19 protein-coding genes, 1 tRNA gene and 1 riboswitch are annotated in these 24,062 nt (G+C 72.7%); of the genes, 7 read left to right on the top strand and 13 right to left on the bottom strand.

Going from position 1 to position 24,062, the window contains the following annotated elements; genetic code table 11:
* Positions 1 to 5 precede the first annotated feature (5 nt).
* Positions 6 to 139: riboswitch (cyclic di-AMP (ydaO/yuaA leader) on the bottom strand.
* A gap of 238 nt (positions 140 to 377) precedes the next feature.
* Positions 378 to 2,402 (top strand): N-acetylmuramoyl-L-alanine amidase, encoded by a 2,025-nt coding sequence (locus tag ACLQ22_RS12285; RefSeq protein ID WP_425692374.1) that lies wholly within the window; start codon positions 378 to 380, stop codon positions 2,400 to 2,402.
* 62 nt (positions 2,403 to 2,464) lie between these two features.
* Here ACLQ22_RS12285 and ACLQ22_RS12280 read toward each other — a convergent pair whose 3' ends face one another.
* The 3 genes from ACLQ22_RS12280 to ACLQ22_RS12270 all read right to left on the bottom strand — a co-directional run bounded on the left by ACLQ22_RS12280 (position 2,465) and on the right by ACLQ22_RS12270 (position 5,957).
* Positions 2,465 to 3,463 (bottom strand): NlpC/P60 family protein, encoded by a 999-nt coding sequence (locus ACLQ22_RS12280; RefSeq protein ID WP_425692373.1) that lies wholly within the window; start codon positions 3,461 to 3,463, stop codon positions 2,465 to 2,467.
* A gap of 144 nt (positions 3,464 to 3,607) precedes the next feature.
* Positions 3,608 to 4,651 carry a hemolysin family protein gene (locus tag ACLQ22_RS12275; protein ID WP_366641440.1) on the bottom strand — a complete coding sequence of 348 codons (1,044 nt, stop codon included), beginning with the start codon at positions 4,649 to 4,651 and terminating at the stop codon, positions 3,608 to 3,610.
* Entirely contained in the window at positions 4,644 to 5,957 is a 1,314-nt protein-coding gene (locus tag ACLQ22_RS12270) for a hemolysin family protein (protein ID WP_425692476.1), read from the bottom strand. The genes ACLQ22_RS12275 and ACLQ22_RS12270 overlap by 8 nt, the downstream gene beginning before the upstream one ends.
* A gap of 122 nt (positions 5,958 to 6,079) precedes the next feature.
* Between ACLQ22_RS12270 and ACLQ22_RS12265 the strand changes: the two genes are divergently transcribed.
* Positions 6,080 to 6,760, top strand: coding sequence for a GOLPH3/VPS74 family protein (locus ACLQ22_RS12265; RefSeq protein WP_425692372.1), 681 nt, complete (start codon positions 6,080 to 6,082; stop codon positions 6,758 to 6,760).
* A gap of 59 nt (positions 6,761 to 6,819) precedes the next feature.
* Here the strand turns inward: ACLQ22_RS12265 and ACLQ22_RS12260 are convergent, their stop codons facing one another.
* Positions 6,820 to 9,021: a (Fe-S)-binding protein gene (locus ACLQ22_RS12260; RefSeq protein WP_425692475.1), complete on the bottom strand. Its 2,202-nt coding sequence runs from the start codon at positions 9,019 to 9,021 to the stop codon at positions 6,820 to 6,822.
* Positions 9,022 to 9,404: 383 nt separating this feature from the next.
* Positions 9,405 to 9,668 carry a cell division protein CrgA gene (locus ACLQ22_RS12255; protein ID WP_121397325.1) on the bottom strand — a complete coding sequence of 88 codons (264 nt, stop codon included), beginning with the start codon at positions 9,666 to 9,668 and terminating at the stop codon, positions 9,405 to 9,407.
* Positions 9,669 to 9,894: 226 nt separating this feature from the next.
* Here ACLQ22_RS12255 and ACLQ22_RS12250 point away from each other — a divergent pair, with 226 nt between their 5' ends.
* The 4 genes from ACLQ22_RS12250 to ACLQ22_RS12235 are packed head-to-tail and all read left to right on the top strand — an operon-like array spanning position 9,895 to position 13,757.
* A complete protein-coding gene (locus ACLQ22_RS12250; RefSeq protein WP_121397326.1) occupies positions 9,895 to 10,701 on the top strand; it encodes a DUF881 domain-containing protein in 807 nt (268 codons plus the stop codon).
* Positions 10,698 to 12,809 carry a class E sortase gene (locus ACLQ22_RS12245; RefSeq protein WP_425692371.1) on the top strand — a complete coding sequence of 704 codons (2,112 nt, stop codon included), beginning with the start codon at positions 10,698 to 10,700 and terminating at the stop codon, positions 12,807 to 12,809. Before ACLQ22_RS12250 ends, ACLQ22_RS12245 begins: the two co-directional genes overlap by 4 nt.
* Before the next feature lie 2 nt (positions 12,810 to 12,811).
* Positions 12,812 to 13,099: a hypothetical protein gene (locus ACLQ22_RS12240; protein ID WP_425692370.1), complete on the top strand. Its 288-nt coding sequence runs from the start codon at positions 12,812 to 12,814 to the stop codon at positions 13,097 to 13,099.
* Between the two features lie 7 nt (positions 13,100 to 13,106).
* Entirely contained in the window at positions 13,107 to 13,757 is a 651-nt protein-coding gene (locus ACLQ22_RS12235) for an aminodeoxychorismate/anthranilate synthase component II (protein WP_425692369.1), read from the top strand.
* A 171-nt stretch (positions 13,758 to 13,928) separates the two neighbouring features.
* Here ACLQ22_RS12235 and ACLQ22_RS12230 read toward each other — a convergent pair whose 3' ends face one another.
* The 8 genes from ACLQ22_RS12230 to ACLQ22_RS12195 form a co-directional block, all read right to left on the bottom strand.
* Positions 13,929 to 14,546 (bottom strand): SanA/YdcF family protein, encoded by a 618-nt coding sequence (locus tag ACLQ22_RS12230; RefSeq protein WP_425692368.1) that lies wholly within the window; start codon positions 14,544 to 14,546, stop codon positions 13,929 to 13,931.
* Positions 14,547 to 14,754: 208 nt separating this feature from the next.
* Positions 14,755 to 16,560: a Stk1 family PASTA domain-containing Ser/Thr kinase gene (gene pknB / locus ACLQ22_RS12225; RefSeq protein WP_425692367.1), complete on the bottom strand. Its 1,806-nt coding sequence runs from the start codon at positions 16,558 to 16,560 to the stop codon at positions 14,755 to 14,757.
* Positions 16,557 to 17,957: a serine/threonine-protein kinase gene (locus ACLQ22_RS12220; protein WP_425692366.1), complete on the bottom strand. Its 1,401-nt coding sequence runs from the start codon at positions 17,955 to 17,957 to the stop codon at positions 16,557 to 16,559. The genes pknB and ACLQ22_RS12220 overlap by 4 nt, the downstream gene beginning before the upstream one ends.
* A 1-nt stretch (position 17,958) precedes the next feature.
* Positions 17,959 to 19,464 carry a peptidoglycan D,D-transpeptidase FtsI family protein gene (locus ACLQ22_RS12215; RefSeq protein ID WP_425692365.1) on the bottom strand — a complete coding sequence of 502 codons (1,506 nt, stop codon included), beginning with the start codon at positions 19,462 to 19,464 and terminating at the stop codon, positions 17,959 to 17,961.
* Entirely contained in the window at positions 19,461 to 20,951 is a 1,491-nt protein-coding gene (locus tag ACLQ22_RS12210; RefSeq protein ID WP_425692364.1) for an FtsW/RodA/SpoVE family cell cycle protein, read from the bottom strand. The genes ACLQ22_RS12215 and ACLQ22_RS12210 overlap by 4 nt, the downstream gene beginning before the upstream one ends.
* Positions 20,952 to 20,976: 25 nt before the next feature.
* The gene (locus ACLQ22_RS12205; protein WP_121397333.1) at positions 20,977 to 22,419 is read right to left on the bottom strand and encodes a PP2C family protein-serine/threonine phosphatase; all 1,443 of its coding nucleotides are present in this window, start codon (positions 22,417 to 22,419) and stop codon (positions 20,977 to 20,979) included.
* A complete protein-coding gene (locus tag ACLQ22_RS12200; RefSeq protein ID WP_121397334.1) occupies positions 22,416 to 22,901 on the bottom strand; it encodes an FHA domain-containing protein FhaB/FipA in 486 nt (161 codons plus the stop codon). Before ACLQ22_RS12200 ends, ACLQ22_RS12205 begins: the two co-directional genes overlap by 4 nt.
* A gap of 6 nt (positions 22,902 to 22,907) precedes the next feature.
* Positions 22,908 to 23,696, bottom strand: coding sequence for an FhaA domain-containing protein (locus ACLQ22_RS12195; protein ID WP_088996759.1), 789 nt, complete (start codon positions 23,694 to 23,696; stop codon positions 22,908 to 22,910).
* Between the two features lie 226 nt (positions 23,697 to 23,922).
* On the opposite strand from ACLQ22_RS12195, the gene ACLQ22_RS12190 reads away from it, so the two are divergent.
* Positions 23,923 to 24,008, top strand: a tRNA-Leu gene (locus tag ACLQ22_RS12190).
* Positions 24,009 to 24,062: the final 54 nt, after the last annotated feature.

Here is a 24,062-nt window from a genome sequence, read left to right as displayed (position 1 = left end):
CGTACTCCTTCTTCCGGACCGCCTACCGGGTTAGCTGACGGGTTCGGGCGGGAAGGGGCGCCCTACCGCAAAACTGCGGATTCACCCCGGGGAACCTGGGTCCCCGGCTCGCTCGGGAGCGACTCGGCGGTGTCGGACCGTCACCGCCCTGGTTGGACGGATTGTCACCGGCCGACGAATGACCAGAGTAGAGACGACCGTTATCGATCCGCAACCCTGCGGGCAGTGACACTCCGTACCCACCCGGGCCGGGCGGATCCGCAACCCGGGCGACGAAGATTTCCTTCCTTTTGAAGTGTCTGACGGAAAGGTATTGACCAGAGGCGGCGGGCGGGGCGAAGGTGGCCCCAACTTCGCCCGTCCGAACTGGGGGTCTGATGCACCTGTCAGCGACATCGAGGAGCAGACGCGTCCTGCTGGCCGCCGCCGTGGCCGCCGCCATGGCGGCGACGCCGCTCACCGCCGCCGGATCCGCCGCCGCAGCAGCGCCGGTGGACGACCGGCAGCAGCAGTACGCCGCCGCGGCGGCCGAGTACGGCGTGCCGGAGAGCGTCCTGCTCGGGGTCTCCTACCTGCAGTCCCGCTGGGACACCAACGCCGGCACGCCGAGCACCAGCGGCGGCTACGGACCGATGCACCTCACCGACGCCGAGCACGTCGCCGCCATGTCCGGCGGCACGCACCACGACGAGGGCACCGAGGACCCGCGCGGCGACGACTCCCGCCCGTCCCTGGCCGAGGCCCACGAGCCGCCGGCCGCTCCGCCGCCCGCCGAGGCCGCACTCCGGACCGTCGACGCCGCCGCCGACCTGACCGGCGCCAGCGAGGAGGCGCTGCGGACGGACGTCACGGCGAACATCCGGGGCGGCGCGGCGCTGCTGGCCGCGTACCAGAAGGAGATCGGCGCCCCGGTCGGCGCCGACACCGACCCGGCGGCCTGGTACGGCGCGGTGGCCCGGTACTCCGGCGCGGACAGCGCCGACGCCGCGGCGGCCTTCGCCAACGAGGTGTACGCCACCATCGCCACGGGCGACAGCCGGGTGACCGACGACGGGCAGCGGGTCACGCTGGCCGGCCGCGCGATCCAGCCGGACCGCTCCTGGCTGGACCGCCTGAACCTGCGCAAGCTCGCCCGGCCCGACGGGCTGGAGTGCCCGAGCGACATCTCCTGCGAGTGGATCCCGGCGCCGTACCAGAACTACGGCCCCACGATCGAGGACTACGGCAACCACGACCTGGCCGACCGACCCGCGCAGCAGAAGATCGAGTACATCGTCATCCACGACACCGAGGGCTACTTCGGTCCCAGCGTCAACCTGGTCAAGGACCCGAAGCGGGTGGGCTGGCACTACACCCTGCGCTCGGTGGACGGGCACATCGCCCAGCACATCAAGACCAAGAACGTCGGCTGGCACGCCGGCAACTGGTACGTGAACTCCAAGTCCATCGGCCTGGAGCACGAGGGCTTTGCCGGGCACGGCACCTGGTACACCGAGGCGATGTACCGCACCTCGGCCAAGCTGGTCCGCCACCTGGCTCGGGCGTACAACATCCCGCTGGACCGCAACCACATCATCGGGCACGACAACGTCCCCGGCACCATCGCCGCGAACGTGCGCGGCATGCACTGGGACCCGGGACCGTACTGGAACTGGTCGCACTACTTCGACCTGCTCAAGGCGCCGTTCTTCTCGACCGGCACGCACCGCACCGGGCTGGTCACCATCGACCCGGACTTCGCCACCAACCAGCCGCCCTTCACCGGCTGCAACCGGCAGCCCCCGGGCGTGCCGAACCCGCCCCCGGCGACCGCCCCCTGCCCGCTGCGCGGCTCCTCGGCGCTGTTCCTGCACAACGCGCCGAGCCACGACGCGCCGCTGCTCAACGACATCGCGCTGCGACCCGACGGCACCCCGAACACCACGTACGTCTCCGACCACGGCGCCCGCGTCTCGGCCGGACAGACGTACGCGCTGGCCGAGGTGCAGGGCGACTGGACCGCGATCTGGTACCTCGGCCAGAAGGGGTGGTTCCACAACCCCGCCGCCAAGCCGACGGCGAAGTGGTCCGTCGGGCTCGTGGTGACCCCGAAGGCCGGTAAGGCCACCATCCCGGTGTACGGCCGGGCCTACCCGGAGCAGGCCGCGTACCCGGAGGGGGTGCCGTACCAGACGATCTCGCCGCTGCAGTACACCCTCTCGGCCGGCCAGCGGTACGCCGTCGGCAACCTGCTCCCCGGCGAGTACTACCGGGCCACCACGTTCGACGGCTCCGCCCCCCACGACCGGACGGTCGTCCGGGGCGACAACAGGTACGTGCAGGTCCAGTTCGGTCACCGGATCATGTACGTCAACCTGGACGACGTGAACGTGGTGCCGTCCCCGCTGGGCGCGCCCCGCTGATCCATCCGCACGACGAGGGCCCCCGGTCGATCCGACCGGGGGCCCTCGTTGCGCGGCGCGGATCAGCCGGGCCTGCGGAACCCGGCCACCGGCATGGTGTTGATGCTGGAGACGTTGACCGGCTTGCCGGCCCGGGGCGCGTGCACCATCTTGTCGTTGCCGAGGTAGAGGCCGACGTGGTGCAGGTCGCTGAAGAAGAAGACCAGGTCACCGGGGCGCGCCTCGGAGCGCGGGATGGCCTTGCCCTCGTTCCACTGCGCACCCGTGAAGTGCGTCAGGTGGATCCCCGCCGCCTTGTAGGCGTACTGGGTCAGGCCGGAGCAGTCGAACGAGTTCGGGCCGGTGGCACCCCAGACGTACGGGTCGCCGACCTGCGCGCAGGCGGTGCGGATCGCGGTCCGGGCCGCGTCGCTGACCACGCCGTTGATGGTCGGGCACTTCTCCGTCTTGACGGTGGTGACCGGCAGCGACGCCTCGAGCTTCTTGATGTCGGAGTCGATCTGCTTCTTCTTGGCCGCCAGGTCGTTCTGCTGCTTCGTCTGCGAGACGATGAGCGTGTCGAGCTTCTGCTTCTCGGCGTCGAATTTCTCGCGGACCTTGGTCACGCCCTCGAGCTGCTTGCGCTCCTGCGCGGCCAGCCGGTCCAGCAGGGTCAGCTGCTCGGTCAGCGTGTCGGGCTTGGCGCTGACCAGCAGCGCGCCGATCTCGTGGGACGGGCCGGAGATGTAGTAGCGGGAGGCCAGGTCACCGACCCGGTCCATCGCCAGCTCGCTCTCCAGCGCCAACGGCTGGATCTTCTTCTGCAGGTCCTCCGACTTCTTGCGGTTGACCTTCAGCTGCGCCCGCACCTTGTTGTACTGCTCGATGGTGGGCTCGAGCTGCTCCCACTTCTTGTCGATCGCGGCCTCGATCTCGTCGACCGAGGGCTCGGCGTGGGCGGGCGCGGCCAGCATGCCGGCGCCGACCGCCGCCGCGGCGACCAGGGTGAGCAGACGGTGGGCGACCCTACGCAGGCCACCCGGACGAGCAGACCGTCCCGGTGCGTGACGATGAGGGGGCATGGTTGCCACCGGCACCGACTCCTTTTGCAACCCGGCCGCTTGGCGCCTCGCGCGAGGGAAGAGGGGCGAGACAGACGACCCACAGCGGCCGGTGCCCAACATTAGGGAAGGCCGGCAGCGGAATCAAGGCGACCGAGCGCCACTTCACGCCTGCGCAACCGCTTGCGTACCAAGGGTGTCGGCCCGCCTGCCAACGATCGCGGTCAGTACGTCGTCGAGCGTGACCACCCCGAGCGGGCGGCGGCCGTCGCTGACCAGCACCATGTGCCGCCGCTCCCGGCGCATCGACAGCAGCAGGTCGGCGAGCGTACGGTCCGGCGGCACCACCGCCAACGGCCGGTACACGTCCGCCGGCACGGGGGCCCGCCGGCTCGCGCCCGCGTACCCGAGCACGTCCTTGACGTGCACGAAGCCGAGCACCCGGCGGGTGGAGCGCTGCACCACGGGGAAGCGGGACCTGCCCGTCCGGGTGGCCAGCACCTCCAGCGAGGCGGGCGAGACGTCCTCGGCCACGGTGGTCACCGTGGACCACGGTTGCAGGGCGTCGGCGGCGGTCCGGCTGTGCAACGCGAGCGCACCCGTGATCCGCGCGTGCTCCTCCGCGTCGAGCAGCCCCTCCGTACGCGCCTGCGCCACCAGCCCGGCCAGCTCCTCGGCGGTGAAGACCGTCTTCACGGCCTCGGTCGCCTCCACCCGCCACAGTCCCAGCACCCGGCGGGACGCCCACTTCATCGCCACCAGCAGCGGCTTGGTGGCCAGGCAGAACGCCAGCATCGCCGGCCCCAGCCAGAGCGCCGACGGCTCCGGCCCGGCCAGGGTGATGTTCTTCGGCACCATCTCGCCGACCACGGTGTGCAGGAAGACCACCACCCCGAGGGCGAGTACGAAGGCCACCGGGTGGACCACCCCCTCCGGCAGCCGCGCCGCGCGGAACGCCGGCTCCAGCAGGTGCGCGAGGGCGGGCTCGGCGATCGCGCCCAGCCCCAACGAGCAGACGGTGATGCCGAGCTGCGCCCCGGCGATCATCAGCGGGATCTGGTTCATCGCCGACAACGCCCAGCGGGCCCGCTTCGAGCCGGCCGCCAACGGCTCGACCACCGTGCGCCGGGACGCGATCAGCGCGAACTCGCTGCCCACGAAGAACGCGTTGCCGAGCAGCAGCGCGACGGTGACCAACAGCTCAGGCATCGCCGTCCGGCTCCTCGGGACGGAGCACCCGGACCTGCTCGATCCGGTGCCGCTCGACCTCCACGACGGTGAACTCGAAGCCCGACTCGTCGACCGTCTCGCCCGCGAGCGGGATGTGCCCCAGCCGGGCCATCAGGAACCCGGCGAGCGTCTCGTACGGCCCCTCGGGCAGCCGGAAGCCGGTCTGCTCCGCCAGCTCGTCGGAGCGCAGCACCCCGTCGACGAGGACCGTCCGCTCCCCGCCCGGCACCCTCAGCCCGGCCGCGTCCACGTGGTCCACCGCGTCCGGGTCGAACTCGTCGGCGATCTCCCCGACCAACTCCTCCACGAGGTCCTCCGTGGTGACCACGCCATCGGTGCCGCCGTACTCGTCGACGACGATGGCGAGGTCGGCACCCGCGCTGCCGAGCGCGGCCAGCACGCCGTCGAGGTCGAGGCTCTCCGGCACGTACACCGGTTCGCGGGCCACCGACCCGACCGTGGTCGAGCCGCGCAGGGCCAGTGGCACGCCCAGCGCGTCCGGCACCCCGGCGACGCCGGTCACCAGGTCGAGGGTCTCCTCGTACACCGGGAACCGGGTCCGCCCGGTCCGGCGGGACAGCGCCAGCAGCTCCGCCACGGTGGCGGTGGCCCGCAGCGCGACGACGTCGACCCGCGGGGTCATCGCCTCGGCGGCCCGCTTGTCGCCGAAGCGGATGGTCCGGCGCAGCAGCATGGCGGTGTCCGGCGGCAGTGCCCCGGCCCGCGCCGAGATGGCCGCCAGCAGCCCCAGTTCCTCCGGCGAGCGGGCGCTGGCCAGCTCCTCCTGCGGCTCCACGCCCAGCAGCCGGACCAGGCGGTTCGCCGAGTCGTTCAGCGCCCGGATCAGCCAGCCGAAGGCGCGGGAGAAGGCGCGCATCGGGCCGGCGGTGGCGAGGGCGGTGGGCATCGGCCGGGCCAGCGCGAGGTTCTTCGGCACCAGTTCGCCGAAGAGCATGGAGAGCAGGGTGGCCAGGGCCAGGGCGAGGAACGGGGTGAACCGGCCGGTGGCGTCCCCGGCGACCGGCCGCAGCAGCGGGGTGAAGAGGCGGGCCAGGGCGGGCTCGGCCAGGTAGCCCGTGAGCAGCGCGGTGAGCGTGATGCCGAGCTGCGCCCCGGAGAGCTGGAAGGAGAGTTCCCGCAGCGCCCGGCGTACGGTCGCGGCCCGGCCGTCGCCCGCCGTCGCCCGCCGCTCGATCTCGGGTCGGTCCACCGTGACCAGGGCGAACTCGGCCGCGACGAAGAACGCGTTGCCGCCGGTCAGCAGCACGAAGCCGACCAGGGGCAGCAGCGTGGTCAGCAGCAGGCCATCGATGGTCGTCTCACCTCGGCGAGATTCTCGCACGGTCGGCGACCCCGGTCACGGGCGGAAGATCTGCCGGGCTCGCCGGTCCCGGCTACCGTCGGGGCATGGCCCCGCTCACGCTCGCCCACGAACTCGCCCTGCTCGGCTACGACGACGCGGGCGTCAACCGGCTCGGCCGGCCCACGCTCGACTACGGCCTGGCCGGGGCCCTGCTGCTGGAGCTGACGCTCGCCGGTCGGGTCGAGATCGCGGACGACCGGCTGGTGGTGGCCGACCAGACCCCCGTGGGGCAGCGGCAGCTCGACGACGCGCTGACCCGGATCGCCACCGATCCGAAGCGGCGCAAGCCGAGCGACTGGATCAGCCGGCTCGCCAAGGACCTGCCCGAGCAGGTGCTGGACGGGCTGGTCACCGCCGGCGTGCTCCGCCGCGACTCGGACAAGGTGCTGTGGGTCTTCCCGCGTACCCGCTACCCGTCCACCACCGGCGCGGAGCCGGCGGTGGAGACGCAGACCCGGCAGCGGATGGTCGCCGCCGTGGCCGCAAACGGGCCGGTGGACGGGCGGACGGCCGCGCTCATCGGCCTCGCCCGGGCCGTCGGCCTGGACCGCAAGCTCTTCGCGGAGCTGCCGAAGGAGCAGGTCAAGCGGCGACTGACCGAGATCGCCGCCGGCGACTGGGCGTCCGCCGCCACGCGCAAGGCCATCGAGGAGACCCAGGCCGCCGTGCTGATCGCCACCACCACGGCGGCCACGGCCGTCATCGTGACCACCACGACCTCCTGAACGACGACGGCGGCGACACCGGGAGGTGCCGCCGCCGTCGGGCGTCGCAGGGGTACGCGTCAGCCGGCGACCGGCAACCGCTCGGTGTCGGTGCCGCCCGGCGCCTGCTCGGGCTTGACCGACCGGAGCAGCACGCTGGCCACGTCGACGACCTCGACCTGCTCCCCGGCGCCCTTGCCGTTCACCCCGTCGTTGAGCATCGTCGAGCAGAACGGGCAGCCGACGGCGACCGTCTTCGCCCCGGTGGACATGGCCTCCTCGACCCGGTCCACGTTGATCCGCTTGCCGATCTTCTCCTCCATCCACATCCGGGCGCCGCCGGCGCCGCAGCAGAAGGAGCGCTCGCTGTTGCGGGGCATCTCGGTGAGCTCGCCGGAGATCGCCGTGCCCAGCACCTCGCGCGGCGGGGCGAAGACCCGGTTGTGCCGGCCCAGGTAGCAGGGGTCGTGGTAGGTGACGCCGCCGTCGACCGGCTGCACCGGGGTGAGCTTGCCGGTGGCGACCAGGTGCGCCAGGAGCTGGGTGTGGTGGACCACCTCGAACTCGCCGCCGAGCTGGCCGTACTCGTTGCCGAGGGTGTTGAAGCAGTGCGGGCAGGTGGCGACGATCTTCCGCTTGCTCTTCTCCCGGCCCTCGAACGCCTCGTTGAGGGTCTCGACGTTCTGCTGGGCGAGCATCTGGAAGACGAACTCGTTGCCGATGCGGCGGGCCGGGTCGCCGGAGCAGGTCTCGCCCTCGCCGAGGATCGCGAACTTCACGCCCGCCTCGTTGAGCAGCGTGGCGACCGCCCGGGTGGTCTTCTTGGCCCGGTCCTCGAAGGCGCCGGCGCAGCCGACCCAGAAGAGGTACTCGAAGTCGTCGACCTCGCCGACCCGCGGCACCTCGAAGTCCAGGCCCTTGGTCCAGTCCTCGCGGGTGTTCTGCGGGGCGCCCCACGGGTTGCCCTTGTTCTCCAGGTTGCGCAGCATCACGCCGGCCTCCGACGGGAAGCTCGACTCGATGAGCACCTGGTAGCGGCGCATGTCGACGATGTGGTCGACGTGCTCGATGTCGACGGGGCACTGCTCGACGCAGGCACCGCAGGTGGTGCAGGACCAGAGCACGTCCGGGTCGATGATGCCGCCTTCCTCGGCGGTGCCGATCAGCGGCTTCTCGGCCTCGGCCAGCGCCAGCACGTCCATGTGGGCGAGCTGGGCGGCGGTGGCCTTCTCCTCGCCGGTCAGGTCCTTGCCGCCGCCGGCCAGCAGGTACGGCGCCTTCGCGTACGCGTGGTCGCGCAGGCTGAGCACCAGCAGCTTCGGCGACAGCGGCTTGCCGGTGTTCCAGGCCGGGCACTGCGACTGGCAGCGGCCGCACTCGGTGCAGGTGCTGAAGTCCAGCAGGCCCTTCCAGGTGAACTGCTCGACCTGGGCGACGCCGAACTGGTCCTTCTCGGGGTCAGCCTCCTCGAAGTCCAGCGGCTTGCCCTGGCTCGTCATCGGGCGCAGGGCGCCGAGGCCGGAGACGTTGGCGCCCGGGTCACGCTTGAAGAAGATGTTGAAGAAGGCCAGGAAGCGGTGCCAGGCGACGCCCATGGTGACGTTCAGCGCGATCACGATGAGCCAGGTCATCGAGATGGCGATCTTGACGAGCGCGGCGATGCTGACGCCGGCCTCCCAGTTCGGCAGCACCCCGCCGACGGCGTGGCTGAGCGGGGCGGCCCAGACCGGGTACTCGAAGTGGTCGGTGGCGACCTTGAAGCCCCGGATGACGAAGCCCATGATCAGTACGGCGAGGATGATGCCCTCGACGAAGTAGCCCTGCCACATGGTCGAGCCGGTGAACCGGGACTTCCCGCCCGGCCGGGTGGGTCGGTTGCGGAGCCGGATCGCGATCAGCACCAGGATGCTGACGAGGCCCAGGATCGCGAGCCACTCGGTGACCAGCCCGTAGATCGCCCAGTTGCCGACCAGGGGCAGCCCGCCGGTCGGGGAGACGACCTCGAAGTACGCCTCCAGCACCAGCAGCGACAGCACGATGAAGCCGACCATCACGAACCAGTGCGCCGCACCCACCACGCTCCAGCGGAGCATGCGGGTGTGGCCGGCGGTCTCGGCCAGCATCGTCTTCGTGCGGGTGCCCTTGTCGCCGAAGCGGGTCGGGTCCGGCTGACCCAGCCGGATGACGGCCACCATCTTCATGACCGCGCGTACCGCAAGCCACACCGCCACGGCGGTGATGGCGAACGCGAGGATCGTGGTGACGATCTGGACGCTGCCCATCGAGTTGGCCTCCCCGGTCTGCTGCCTGTCGAGCGGCTCGGCGACCGGGGCCCGGGTCAGGGCACGATCGGCGAGCCGCAGCCGCCGCACCCTCGACCGGACCGGTCGATGACCTCGCTCCGCTCGGTCATGCAGTGCAGCCTACGCGCAAGGTTACCCAGGAGTAACGTGAGTCATCTCGCACCGGGCCGCGCCGCCCTGCGCACACCTTAGGGCGAACGCACCGCGACCGCCGGGTAGGGGCTCCACCGAGTGACATGGATTGCCACGCCACCGGCCCGCAGACCGGACAGCGTCGACGGCAGGGCTGATCGCGCCCGGACACCCCGCCGCCGGGCCGGCGGCGGGGCGCGGCGCTCAGCGCCGGCGGGAGAGCGGGACGCTCAGCGCCAGCGGGAGAGCAGGATCAGTGAGGCGACCATGGCGCCGAAGCCCACCGCGAGGTTCCAGTAACCCCACGACATGACCGGGTACTCCTGCTCGGAGAGGTAGTAGACCACCAGCCAGCCGATGCCGAAAACGATGAGGGCGACCGCCGAGACCGGAAGCCACACCGGGCTAGGCTTGCGCGTCGCCGCCGTCGCCGTCGGACGGACGTCCGTCGGCGGGGTGTACACCTTCTTCTTGCGAACCTGAGACTTGGGCACGACGCTCTCCAGAGGGGTTACGACCTCGTCCGGCCTGACAACCGGGCGCGGGGGCGACGGTCCATGGCCAATAATGTTCGACAGCTAGCGTAGTCCCGAAGGCCCGTCCAATCCACGAATGGGGCGAGGCCAGTGCACGGAGTGACCGAAAAAGGCGGGACTGTTCGGGTCGCCGCGGCGGCTCGCGCCTGCGCGGGCTGAACCAGACGACGGGAAGGAACGCTCGGTGGAGTACACATCCGGCGCGGCCTCCTGGCAGAAGGTGCTCCGGCGGGCGGTCGCCGGGCTGCTGCCTCGGCGCCCACGGCAGCGACGACCGGGCTGGTCGATCGGGGTGCCGCTGATCGCAGCCGCGGCCGGGCTGCTCTTCACCACCACGGCCACCACCGCCGGCGGCACCGCCCTGCGCGAGGACCGCCGGCCCCAGCTCAACCAGTTGATCGAGGACCGGCGCGCGGAGGTGGCGGCCAGCGAGCGGCGGGCGGCCGACCTGCGCGACGAGGTCGAGGGCCGCACGAGCGCCCTGGCCAGCTCCGACGGCCCGATCAGGGAACAGCAGGACCGGGCCGCCGCCAGCCGCGACGACGCCGGCTTCACCGCGCTCGCGGGGCCCGGGGTGACGGTGGAGCTCGACGACGCGCCCCGGCGCAACGACGGCACGCTGCCCGCCGGGGCCACCAACGACGACCTGGTCGTCCACCAGGGGGACGTGCAGGCGGTGGTGAACGCCCTCTGGGCGGGAGGCGCCGAGGCCATGTCCATCATGAACGTCCGCGTGCTGTCGACCAGCGCGGTACGCTGCGTGGGTAACACCCTGCTGCTGCACGGCCGGGTGTACTCCCCACCATTCAAGATCGTAGCAATCGGCGATCCGGCTGCCCTACGGCAGGCCCTCGCCGACTCACAGGGAGTCCGGTTGTTCAGGGACCTGGTCGACGACTACAAGCTCGGTTACAAGGAGACCGTCTCCACGGTGACCGTGCCGGCGTTCGAGGACTCGACCACGCTGCGCTCGGCGACGGTGCCCCGGTGAACGGCATACCGGACGACCGGTCCGAGGACCGCGACGGCCGGCACCGCGACGAGGGCGACGGGCCGACCGCCTTCCTGCCCAAGGTCGACCGGCCGGGGCCCACCCCGGCCCGCCCCGCCGGCGCCTGGCCGGAACCCACGCTCCCGCCCCGATCCCCGGCTCCCCGGCCGCCGCACGGGCCCGACCCGGCCGCCGGCGACGGTCGCACGCCCGCCGGGCCCTCCGCCGGGTGGTCGCGCGCCGTGTCCGACCCCGCCCGCCCGACGCCGGAGCCCGGCCGTCCCGCGAACCCCGGCCATTTCCCGCCGCGCGCCGACCAGGCCCGCCCCGCCGCCGGCCCGGCCCGGCCCACCGAGCCCGGCCGCCCCGGTCCGGCGGACTTCGGCCGCCCCTGGCCCGCCAATTTCGGACGCCCCGGCTCCGCCGACCCGGAGCGGCGCGGCCCCGCCGACCCCGGCCGCCCCGGTCCTGCCGGCCCCGGCCGCGAGGAGCCCACGGATTTCGGCCGCCCGAGGCCCGCCGACTTCGACCGGCACGGGTCCGGCTTCGACCGGCAGGGGTCCGACTTCGACCGGCAGGGGTCCGACTTCGACCGGCAGGGGTCCGACTTCGACCGGCGTCGGTCCGGCGACCTCGACCGCCCGGCGCCCGCCGGCGTCGACCGCTCGGCCGACTTCGAGCGTCCCGGGCCCGCCGACCTCCGCCACCCCGGCCCCGCCGACTCCGACCGTTCCCGGGCCGCCGACTTCGACCGTTCCCGGGCCGCTGACGCCGACCGTTCCCGGGCCGCCGACTTCGACCGGCGTGGGGTCGGTGACTCCCGCCGGGCCGGCCCTGGGGGCTTCGATCGGCCGGGCCCCGCCGACCTCCGCCGCACCGGCCCGGCCGACTCCGGCGCGTCCGCCCGGCCCGGTGCCGGCGGGTCGCCGCCGTGGTCCGGTGCCGGCCCGGTCCGGCCGGCCGCCCCACCGCACCCCGCGTCACCGTCCGACGACCTCCGGCTGCCGGGCGCGACCGGGGCCGGTCCCGCTGGCGGGCACCCGGTCCGTCCACCGGTCGATCGGGCCGCCGCCCGGGAAGGCCGGCCGGCCGCCGACGCGCCGACCGCCTTCATCCCCAAGGTGGGCGCGTCGGCCAACGGCCCGTCGGGCCCGGTCTCCCCGGCCGGCCCGGGCCGCGACGTCGATCCCGGGGCCACCGCCCTGATCCCGGCCGTCTCCGGGCGTACGCCGACCGCCCCGGCCGCACTCGTCGAGTCGACCGCCCTGATGGGCGCGGTGCCGCGTCCCCCGAAGACGGACGAGCCGGAGGGCTCGGACACTCCCGCCGAGCAGCCTCGGCCACGCCGGGGCGAGCGGGTGGTCCAGCTCCGCCCGGAGCAGACCGGCGAGGGCTACAAGAGCGTCTACTCGGAGCTCACCCGGCCGTCGCTGGGCTCCCGGCTGCGTACCGGCATCCGGGTCAGCGGTGAACTGCTGATCACCTTCGGCCTGGTGGTGCTGCTCTTCGCCGGCTACGAGGTCTGGGGCAAGTCGGCGATCGTGGACGCCCACCAGAACGACCTCAGCCAGCAACTGGCGCAGGCGTGGGGTCCCGAAGGCGACCCGACGGTGGCGCCGTCGGCCAGCGCCTCCACCAAGCCGAAGCCGCCCGTGCAGGGCAAGCCCATCGCCGGTCTCCACATCCCCAAGCTCGACAAGAACTGGGTCGTCGTCGAGGGCGTCACCCAGAAGGACATCCGGTACGCGCCGGGCCACTACCCCTCCAGCGCCCTGCCGGGCCAGGTCGGCAACTTCTCCGTCGCCGGGCACCGCAACCGGGCCACCTTCTGGCGGCTCGACGAGCTGAACGACGGGGACGCCATCGTGGTGGAGGGCAAGACCGACTGGCACGTCTACAAGGTGACCCAGAGCCGGATCGTGAAGCCCACCCAGGTCGAGGTCGTGGCGCCCGTGCCGGGCAAGCCCGGGCAGAAGCCGACCAAGTCGATGCTCACCCTGACCACCTGCAACCCGAAGTTCGACAACTACCAACGCCTGATCATCCACGCCGAGCTGGCACGCAGCCAGCCGAAGTCGGCGGGGCGCCCGGCGGAACTGGGGGCCTGACGGTGTACGGCTGGATCTGGCGCAAGCTCCCCTTCGGGCTGCCCGGCAAGCTCGTCGGCAGCCTGCTGATCACCAGCGCGATGGTGGCCCTGCTCTGGTACGTGGTGTTCCCGTGGGCCGAGCCCCTGCTGCCCTTCGACGACGTGCAGGTCACCCAGGATTCCGGCGACCCCGGCGGCGACTCGGTGCCGGGCGGCGGGGAGGGCGAGAACGCCCCGCCCGGCGACGAGCACGAGCTGCCGTACGACACCGACGAGAACAACACCCCGCCTCCCTCCCCGGACGAGTGAGCCCCTGATGCGTGTCCTGGTGATCGACAACTACGACTCGTTCGTCTTCAACCTGGTGCAGTACCTCGGCCAGCTCGGCGTGGACTGCGAGGTCCGGCGCAACGACGAGATCGAGGTCGCCGAGGTGGGCAGGGTCGGCGCGGCCGGCGTCCTGCTCTCGCCCGGCCCCGGCAGCCCCGACCGCGCCGGCATCTGCCTCGACGTCGTCCGCGCGTACGGAGGCGAGCTGCCGATCTTCGGCGTCTGCCTGGGCCACCAGGCGATCGGCGAGGCCTTCGGCGCCACCGTGACCCGCGCCCCCGAGCTGCTGCACGGCAAGACCTCCGAGGTCCGCCACCGCGACGTCGGGGTGCTCGCCGGCCTGCCGGACCCGTTCACCGCCACCCGCTACCACTCGCTCGCCGTGCTGCCCGAGACGCTGCCCGAGGAGCTGGAGGTCACCGGCTGGACGGGTTCCGGGGTGGTGATGGCGATGCGACACCGTACGCTGCCGATCGAGGGCGTCCAGTTCCACCCGGAGTCGGTGCTGACCGAGGGCGGTCACCTGATGCTGGCGAACTGGCTCGCCGCCTGCGGTCACCCGGAGGCGCTGGAGCGCGCCCCGGCGCTGGCCGCCGAGGTGGACGCGCGCCGCCGCGCCGCCTTCGCCACCGCCTGACAGGTCTCGCGGGTCGGATCGTCAGTACTCGTCACGGAATGCCTGACGGTGGCATGGTCACCGACCTGCCCGAGGCAGCCCCCGGGGGGTCACGCCACGGGTGCGCCAGCAGGCCGGAGATGCCCTTCGGGCCGGGGCCGCCGGTGCGGCTTGCGCCCGCCCACCGCAGGGTCAGCCCTTCAGGGCGTCCTCGATCGCCGAGTCCGCGGGTGAGCTGACCGCGGGCGACCTGCCCCGGACCGCGTCCCATGCCGCCTTGCCGCTGGCGAAGTAGTCGCGGACGGCCTTGCCGACGAGCAGGGCGGTCCCGCAGCCGGGACAGCGGGCGGCCACCCCGTCGACGTCGAGGCCGAGGTGCCGGCACAGCGTCACCGCGCGGGACAGGTGGTAGGACTGGGTCACGATCAGGGCGCGCTCGACGCCGTACACGTCGCGCGCCCGGGCGCAGGTGTCGTAGGTGTCCAGGCCGTACGGGTCCGCCACCACTCGGCGCGCATCGACGCCGAGCCGCTCGGTCAGGTGGGCCGTCATCGCCGCCGTCTCGTCGCCTGACGCGCCGCCCCCGTCGCCCGACACGAGGACGACCCGGGCCCGCCCGCTGGTCACCAGCGCGGCGGCGGTCTCCAAGCGGCCGGTGAGGCGGTCACCCGGTTGACGGCGGTCCGCCGCCACGGCGGTGCCCAGGACGATCACGACGTCGGCGGCCGGCGCGTCGGCCTCGCCATAGAGGTGGCCCTGGGCGGAGGTCGTCGTCCAGAGCCAGGGAAGGCTGGCCAGAAGCAGCGCCACGAGGCCCAGGACCGCCGCGCGGATCAGGCGTCGCCGCCACCGGTTCGTCCGCTCCGCCGCGCCCGTCGCCGGCCGATCGTCGTCGCCGACAGCCCGAGGACGCCGCCCGGCGGCAACAGAAGGACGCCGCCCGGCGGCATTGCCAGGACCCTGACCGGCGGCATCCGCAGGGCGCTGCCCGGCCGGGTCCCCCGCGCTCACGGGCGGGTCAGCGCTCGGGCAGCCGGATCGGCGGAGTGGTCGGCAGCGGGAAGCCCCCGCCGCCGCCGTCACCGGGGGTGGTCGGCGTGGTGCTGGGCGTCGGGCTTCCCGAGTCGGTGGGCGTCGGCTCGGCCTGCGGCACGGTGACCACGATCGTCACGGTCTTGCCCCTGGCGAGGTCGCTTCCGGCCGGCGGGTCCTGCGAGGTGACCTGGCCGGCTTCCTCCGGCGGCACCTCGCGGCCCTGCTTGACGCTGATCCGGTAGCCCGCCTCGTCCAGCTCCTCCTTGGCGTCGTCCTCGCTGGAGCCGACCACGTTGGGCACCTTGCCGACCTTGCCGTTGGAGACGGTGAGGGTGACCGTGCTCTCCGCGGCGACCTGCTTGCCCTCGTCGGGCGAGACGTCAAGGACGATGCCCTCCTTCTCGGCGTCGTCCTTCAGCTTCCGCTCCACCTTGAAGCCGGCCGCCTCCAGCCGCTTCTTCGCGCTCTCGTAGGTGGAGCCGACGAGGTCGGGCGGGATGGCCTTCATCTCCACGCCGCCGCAGACCCGGACGACGACCTCGCGGTTGGGCTCCAGCGCGGAGTTGGCGGGCGGGGCCTGGTTGACCACCTGGCCCTTCTGGCAGGTGCCGAAGACCTGCTCGCCCTCCTTGGGCACCAGGTTGGCCTGCTCGATCCGGGCGAACGCCTCCTGCTGGGTCAGGCCGGTCACCGTGGGGACCGTGGCCCGGTCGTCGCCGTCGCGCTGGCTCAGCAGGGCGGCGGCGAGGGCGATCACCGCGAGGACGCCCACCGCGGCGAACGTCGCGATCAGCCAGGACGACGCCTTGCGCCGGCGCGGGTCGCCGACCCGGGCCGGCATCTGCCGGGTCTGCGGGGCGCCGGGGGTGCCCGCGTAGCCGCCCGCGGCCGGGGCGAGCTGCGTCGTCTCCTCCTGCGGCAGCACGGGGGTCGCCATCACCGGGCGGCCGGCAGCCGCGCGGAGCAGGTCGGCCCGCATCTCGCCGGCGCTCTGGTAGCGGTTGAGGGGGTTCTTCGACAGCGCCTTGAGCACGATCGCGTCGACCGCGGGGTTGACGTCCGGGTTGATGTCGCTCGGGGTCGGGGGCGTCTCCCGCACGTGCTGGTAGGCCACGCTGACCGGGCTGTCGCCGACGAACGGCGGATGCCCGCAGACCAGCTCGAAGAGCACGCAGCCGGCGGCGTAGACGTCGGAGCGGGCGTCGACCGCCTCGCCGCGCGCCTGCTCCGGCGAGAGGTACTGCGCCGTACCGATGACCGCACTGGTCTGGGTCATGGTGGTGGCGCCGCTGGCCAGCGCCCGCGCGATGCCGAAGTCCATCACCTTGACCTGGCCGGTCTGGGTGAGCATCACGTTGCCGGGCTTGATGTCGCGGTGGATGATGCCGTGCCGGTGGCTGAACTCCAGGGCCGCGCACATGTCGGCGCAGATCTCCAGCGCCCGGCGCGGCTGGAGCCGCCCCTCGACGCCCAGCACCTCCTTGAGGGTCCGCCCGTTGACGAACTCCATCACGATGAACGGCAGGGTCTCGCCCGTGGGCGCGGTCTCCTCGCCGGTGTCGTAGACCGCGACGATCGCCGGGTGGTTGAGGGACGCGGCGTTCTGCGCCTCCCTGCGGAACCGCATCTGGAAGGTGGCGTCCCGGGCGAGGTCGGTGCGGAGCATCTTGATCGCGACATCCCGACCGAGCCGGAGATCGCGACCGCGGTGCACCTCGGCCATACCGCCGTAGCCGAGCAGCTCGCCGACCTGGTACCTGCCACCGAGCAGGCGGGCCTGCGCTGTCATCGCGTCTGTCGTCCTTCGCTCGTCGTCTCGTCGCTGCCCGACCGGGGCAGTTCCTGTCGACGGTACGACGTTCCGGTCGGATCGTCGCGTCCGTCGGGCCACAGCGCGCCGGACGTCACCGTCCGCGAGGTGGCCGCACCCGACTTCGTGTTCTCCCGCAGGTTGTAGGAAATCACGCCGGAGCAGACGAGGACCAGTACGGCCACGAGGATGGCGAGGAACACCATCCCGGACCGGGACCGCTGCCCGCCCGGCTGGTGCGCCGGCGGGACGGCGTGTCCCGCGTACGGCATCGGGCGGGCCTGCGGCACGGGCGCCGCGCCGCGCGGGTAGCCGTTCGGCGCCATCTGTGGGCGGGGCGCGACCGTGGTGGGGCGGTGCGGTGTGGCAGCCGGCCGGGGGTTCGCCGCGGGCGGCCGGTGGGCCGTCATGGGCGGACGCGGCGGCTGCGCGGCGACGTTCGACGGCCGGTGGGGCGACACCGGCGGGCGCGGCGGCGGCACCTGGGCGCGGCCGGGCGGGCCGGCCGGCGACGCGGGGGCGGCGGAGATGGGCTGGCCGGCGGCCCGGGCCTGCTGGGAGAGCTGGGCCTTCAGCTGACGGGCCACCCCCGCCAGCGTGGCGGCGCTCGGCCAGCGTGCGGCCGGGTCCTTCGCCAGGGCCCGCTCGACCACGGCCCGGACCTGCGGCGGGATGTCGGCGGGCAGCGGGCGGGGCGCCTCCCGGACGTGCCGCATGGCGATCTCGAGGGGGTTGTCGCCCTCGAACGGGCGCCGGCCGGCGAGGCACTGGTAGGCCACCACGCCGAGCGCGTAGACGTCGGACGCGGGCGTGGCGACTCCGCCGGTGGCCTGCTCCGGGGAGATGTACGAGGCGGTGCCGAGCACCGAGCCGGCTGCGGTGAGCTGGGCGACCAGCTCCGAGCGGGCGATGCCGAAGTCGGTGAGCACCAGGGTGCCGTTGGGCCGGACCAGCAGGTTGCCGGGCTTCACGTCCCGGTGCACGATGCCCTTCACGTGCGCCGCGTGCAGCGCGTCGGCGGCCTGGGCGACGAGCGCCATCGTGCGGGCCGGGGTGAGCCGGCCGACCCGGGCCAGCGTGGCCGACAGCGCGTCGCCCTCAACGTACTCCATGACCAGGAAGGCGATCTGCTGGTCGTTGCCGAAGTCGTAGACGTCGACCACACCGGGATGGTTGATCGTGGCCATGGTGCGGGCCTCGCCCCGGAAGCGCTCGGCGAAGTCGGGGTCGTCGAGCAGCGCGGGGAGCAGGCTCTTGACGGCGACCGTACGGCCGAGCACCTGGTCGGTGCCGCGCCAGACGTCGCCCATGCCGCCGCTGGCGATCCGCTCGTCCAGGCGGTAGCGGTTACCGAGCTGCACCCCGGGGCTGAGCATGTCAGCGGCCCCCCGGGTCGGCGATGGCGGCGCGCATGATCTGCCCGGCGATCCGGGCCGCCTCGGCGCTGCCGCCGGGGCCGGCCTGCTCCAGCACGACGCAGACCGCGGAGACCGGCGTGCCGTTCTTGTCCAGGGCGAAGCCGATGAACCAGCCGTGGTCGGGCCGGTCCGGCGCGGACTGGGCGGTGCCGGTCTTGCCGCCGACCGTGTAGCCCCTGAGCTGCGCGTTCGTGCCGGAACCGTTCTCGACCACGCTGACCATCATGTCGCGCAGGTCGCTGGCGACCTGGCCGCTGATCGGCTGCCGCAGTTCCTTCGGCTTGGCGGTGTAGTGGCTGGTGGTGCGGTCCGGGCCGAGCCACTGGCGGACCAGGTACGGCCGCATCTGGCTGCCGCCGTTGGCGACCGACGCGGCGATCATGGCGCCCTGGAGCGGGGTCATCCGCACGTCGCGCTGCCCGATGGAGGACTGGGCCAGCGCGGCCGGGTCGGCCCCGCCGTCGGCGTTCTGCATGCTGCCGGTCCGGCTCGCCGCCACCGGGTGGCCGCCCTCGTTGAGGTGGCCGACGGTGAGGTCCTCCTGCTCGAAGCCGAACTGCCGGGCCTTCTCCTTGATCTTGTCGGGGCCGAGCCGCACGCCGAGCTGCGCGAAGCCCGTGTTGCACGACTCGGTCACCGCGTTGATCAGGGTCACCGCGTCCTCGGGGCAGATCGACGGGGCCGCGTTGCGGATCGGCGTGCCCGAGGTCGGCGGGGTCCAACTGGGCCCGGCCGGGATCCTCGTCTGCTGACCGACGCCGTTCTCCAGCGCCGCGGCGGCCACCACGATCTTGAAGGTGGAGCCCGGGGGCAGCACCTCGCCGAGGGCCCGGTTCTTCAGCGGGCCCTCCGGGTCCTGCTCCAGCTTGTTGTACGCGGCCGTGGCCTCGTTGGTGTTGTGGCTGACCAGCGGGTTGGGGTCGAAGCTGGGCATCGAGACCAGCGCCTGCACCGCCCCGGTACGCGGGTCGACGGCGATCGCCGCGCCCTTGGAGGCGTCGACCCGGTTGTTCCGCAACTGCTCGAACGCGGTGTTCTGCGCGCCCTTGGAGACCGTGAGCAGCACGTTGCCGCCGCCGGACTGGTCACCGGTGAACATGTCCTTGACCCGGTTGGCGATGAGCTGGTCGCTGGTGCCGGCCAGGAAGTCGTTCTCGAACTTCTCGATGCCCGTCTCGGCGAGGTTGACCGGCTTGTAGCCGAGCACGTGCGCGTACCTCGCCCCGCCCGGGTAGGCGCGCTGGAACTTCAGCTCGCCGTCGGTCTCCTTGCTGAGCGCGAAGGCGGTGCCGCCGGCCTCGATGTTGCCGCGCCGGCGCTCGTACTCGGCGACCTGGACGCGACCGTTGTAGTCGCTGGTGCGGTACTCGTCGGCCTTGTAGGCCTGGATCCAGTTCAGGTTCGCGAAGAGCAGACCGAAGAGAACCATGACGACGATGCCGACGCGGCGCAGGGGTGCGTTCACGGCCTGATCACCTCCGTGGGTGCACCGTGCAGCTGCTCCGGCGGACCGCCGGACGGTCGGCCCGCCTTGCCGCCGGCGCCGGTGACGGGCCGGCGGGCGCCGTCGGAGATCCGGAGCAGGACCGCGATGAGCAGCCAGTTGGCCATCAGCGAGGAACCGCCGGCGGAGAGGAACGGGGTGGTCTGGCCGGTCAGCGGGATGAGCTTGCTGATCCCGCCGACGATCACGAAGACCTGGAGCCCGAGGGTGAAGGCCAGGCCGCCGGCCAGCAGCTTGCCGAACGAGTCCCGCACCGCCAGCGCCGCCCGCAGCCCCCGCTCGACGATCAGCAGGTAGACCACGAGCAACGCGGACAGGCCGAAGAGCCCGATCTCCTCACCGATGCCGGCGAAGATGAAGTCGTTCTGCACCTCGGGCAGCAGGCCCGGCTGGCCGCCACCGGGGCCCGCGCCGAACAGGCCGCCCGTGCCGAGCGCGAGCAGGCCCTGCACGAGCTGGTAGCCGTCGTTGTACGGGTCGGCGAACGGGTCCAGCCAGATCTGCGCGCGCAGGTAGAAGTTGGCGAACGGCCCGCCGACCACGTCGCCGAGCACGTACGCCAGGTAGACGCCGCCGAAGAAGAGCACCAGACCGATGAGCAGCCAACTGACCCGTTCGGTGGCGATGTAGAGCGTCACCACGAACATGCCGAAGTAGAGCAGCGAGGTGCCGAGGTCCTTCTCGAAGACGAGGACCAGGACGCTGATCAGCCAGACCACGACCACCGGGCCGAGGTCGCGCCCGCGGGGGAAGTCGATGCCGAGGAACCGGCGGCTCGCCAGCGACAGCACCTCGCGCTTGCGCACCAGGTAGTAGGCGAAGAAGACCAGCAGGGCCAGCTTGGCGAACTCACCCGGCTGGATGGAGAAGCCCCCGACCCGGACCCACAGCTTCGCGCCGTTGATCTCGGAGAACCGGCTGGGCAGCACCGCCGGGATCATCACCAGCACGATGCCGGCCAGCCCCAGCGTGTACGCGTAGCGGGACACCGAGCGGTGGTCGCGCATGAGGGCGAGCAGGCCGGCGGCGAGGACGACCGAGGCGAGCGTCCAGGCCAGCTGCCGGCCGCCCGTGCCGGCGAAGATGGCCAGGTCCTCCCGCTCGGCGGGCGCCGCGCTGCCCAGGTCGAGCCGGCGCAGGAAGCCGACCCCGATCCCGTTGAGCAGGGCGACCGCCGGCAGCAGGGCCGGGTCGGCGAAGGGTGCCAGGAACCGGATCACCAGGTGCAGGCCGAGGAACACGGCGGTGAGCGCGGCGGCCGGCATCCAGAAGTCGGCCGTGACGGTGTCGAGCACCTTCGCCTCGACCATCGCCCCGTACGCGGCCACCAGCACCATGGCGACCAGCAGCAACGACAGCTCGGCGTTGCGCCGGGACCGGGCCAGGCGTACGCCGGGCTGCTCGCCCGTGGTGGCGGGCGAGGATGCCGGAATGGCCGCTGCGGTCACGGAACGTCCTCGGATCGAGCCGCGCCTACTCCGGCGACCGGCACGCGGCGGGGTCGAGCGCCGGCGAGTCGGTGTCGGAGGGCGGGGCGTCGGGCGTGGTGGTCGGCGCGGCCGGCGTGCTCGGCCGGCCGCTGACCGGGGCGCTCACACTCGCGCTGACGGTCGGAGCGGGCGACACCGGCGCGGTGGTCGGCGTCGGGGCGGTGGTGGCGGCCACGGCGCTCGGACTCGGGCTCGGCGGGCAGATGGGCTTCAGGTTCGGGTTCATCGGGTCGTCGCTGGTCAGCTCGGCCAGTCGACGCTCGGCATCGGGCTCGCTCTTGGCCGGGATGCCCTGCTTGACCTGCTCCTGGGCGGCCAGCGTCAGGTCCTCCAGGTCCGCCGGGCTGGTGGAGTGCACCGTCGACAGGTCCATGCCGGCGATCTCGCCCTGGATGCCCCGGAACACCGCGACCTGGCCGTTCTCGGTCGCGCCGACGTAGTACTGCCGCTGGGTGTAGCTCCAGCCGCCGAAGACCGCGCCGCCGACGAGCACCAGCAACGCCACCGAGATCGCGGCGGCCCGTACCGGCCGACGCCGCGGGCGCTCCGACTCGTCGTCGGCACCGGCCGCCGGTTCCTCGGGAACGGGCGGGCGGGGCGCGGAGAGGGCGGAGGCGCGGGCGGCCGGCGTGGACACGTCGGCGGAGGTCGCCATGCCCCGGTCCCGGGCGGCGGCGCCGCCGACGATCGGGCTCGCCTCGACGATGTCCTGGTCGGTGGCGTCCGCGATGATCACCGTGATGTTGTCCGGGCCGCCGCCGCGCAGGGCGAGCTGCACCAGCCGCTCGACGCACTGCTGCGGGTCGGTGTACTCGCGCATCGTCTCGCCGATGGTGTCGGCGCTGACCACACCCGAGAGGCCGTCGCTGCAGATCAGGTAGCGGTCGCCGGGGAGCACCTGGCGGACGCTGTATTCCGGGTCGATGTCGCGGCCGTCGAGCGCCCGGGTGAGCAGCGAGCGCTGGGGGTGGCTGCTCGCCTCCTCGGCGCTGATGCGGCCCTCGTCGACGAGCATCTGGACGTACGTGTCGTCCTTGGTGATCTGCGCGAACTCGCCGTTGCGCAGGAGATAGGCCCGCGAGTCACCGATGTGGACCATGCCCAGCTTGCTGCCGGAGAAGAGGGTCGCGGTGAGCGTGGTGCCCATCCCCTCCAGCTGGGGGTTGGCGTCCACGGTGTCGCGGAGCTGCTGGTTGGCGGTGCCCACGGCCGAACGCAACGCGTCGACGAGGGCGTCACCGGGGACGTCCTCGTCGAGCGGCGCCATGGCACCGATGACGATGTTGCTGGCGACGTCACCGGCGGCCATGCCGCCCATGCCGTCGGCGACGGCGAGAAGCCGCGGTCCGGCGTAGACGGAATCCTGATTACCGTCTCGGATCAGACCGCGGTCGCTGTGGGCCGCATAGCGCAGGGTCAGAGTCATGGCCGTAATTCGAGAGAAGTGCGGCCGATCCGGATCGGCACGCCGAGGGGGACGGGGGTTGGTCCGGTGACCTTAGCGCGATCCAGGTAGGTGCCGTTAGTCGAGCCGAGGTCCTCGACGAACCACTGGCCGTCGCGCGGCACCAGTCGGGCGTGCCGTGCCGAGGCGTAGTCGTCGGTGATGACGAGGGTGGAATCCTCCGCCCGGCCGATGGTGATCTGCGCTTCGCCGAGGGTGATCCGGGTCCCCGCCAGCTGACCGGCGGTCACCACGAGCTGGTGCGCCGCCCTGCCCCGCTTCGCCTTCGTCGGCTTCGCCGCCTGCCCGAGCGAGGCGCCGACGGCCCGGGGCGCGGCCACCAGCCGGCCCGACCGGGCGCCCGCGAAGAGGTCCCGGCGGATCACGCCGACCACGGTGAACACGAAGATCCACAGCAGGATGAGGAACCCGAACCGGGCGACGGTGATGACCAGTTCCGGCAAGGCGGGTCAGCCGTCCACGCGGAAGGTCAGCGTCGTGGTGCCGAGCTGGATCATGTCGCCGGGGTTGAGGGCGACGGCGGAGACCCGCTGGCCGTTGACCATGGTGCCGTTGGTCGACCCGAGGTCCGTCAGCACGACCTGACCGCCGTCGAAGTCCAGCCGGGCGTGTCGCCGCGAGATCCCGACGTCGGGCAGGCGCAGGTTGGCCTGGTCGCCGCGGCCGATCACGGTCGAGCCCATCTGGAGGGGGTAGGTGCGCCCGTCGCCGGAGACCAGCCGCACGTTGCGGCCGCCGCCGTGGCCGGGCGGAGGACCGTAGCCGCCGCCCTGGTCGTACGCCGGGTAGGCGGGCGGGCCCGCGTCGTAGCCGGGCGCCGAGACCGGGGCGACCTCGCCGCCGGTGTAGACCTCGGCGGTGACCCGGAACATCCCCGTGTCCAGCCCCTCGCCGCGTTCGATCTCGACGATCACGTCGCCGTAGACCGTCCAGGCCTGCTCGCCGATGAACTCCGCCTGCGACTGGGCCAGCTCCTGGGCCAGCGCGGCGGCGTACGGCGCCAGACGACTGTGGTCGTAGGGCGAGAGATCGATCACGTAGCGGTTGGGCACCAGCGTGCGCCCACCGGCCAGGATCGCCTTGTGCGCCTCGGCCTCCCGCTGCATGGCGTTGAGGATCTCCACGGGGTGGACCACCCCTTTGAAGACCTTGGCGAAGGCCCCCTCGACCAGGCCTTCCAGACGCTTCTCGAAGCGTTGCAGCACGCTCACCGGCTCCTCCTCGGGTCCCGAGGACATGATGGTATCCGGCCGGCGCGCGCGCAGCTCACACGCCGCTCGGCCGTCTGACGGCGGCCCGTTCGGACGGGCCGATACTGCCGTGCTACTCTTTCGTCCGCCACGAACGGTAACCGCTCCTCGGACGGTAACCGATCGTCGCAACGACCACGGACCGGCTAGGATGTCCGGGGCCCGCTGGAGACAGCAGGTCCGGCACAGACTACAGTGTTCGAGGTCAGGCCACGGGGAAGTGGCGGAATGGCAGACGCGCACGGTTCAGGTCCGTGTGCCCGAAAGGGCGTGGGGGTTCAACTCCCCCCTTCCCCACCAATACGCGAGGGCTCCGCAGCGATGCGGGGCCCTCGCGCCGTATCGGGGCGTGCC

Origin of the sequence: Micromonospora sp. DT178 (assembly GCF_049841695.1) — a bacterium.
Taxonomy (GTDB): Bacteria; Actinomycetota; Actinomycetes; order Mycobacteriales; family Micromonosporaceae; genus Micromonospora.
The sequence above is the reverse complement of the archived record's forward strand: the minus strand, read 5'-3'. Positions and strand labels throughout refer to the sequence as shown.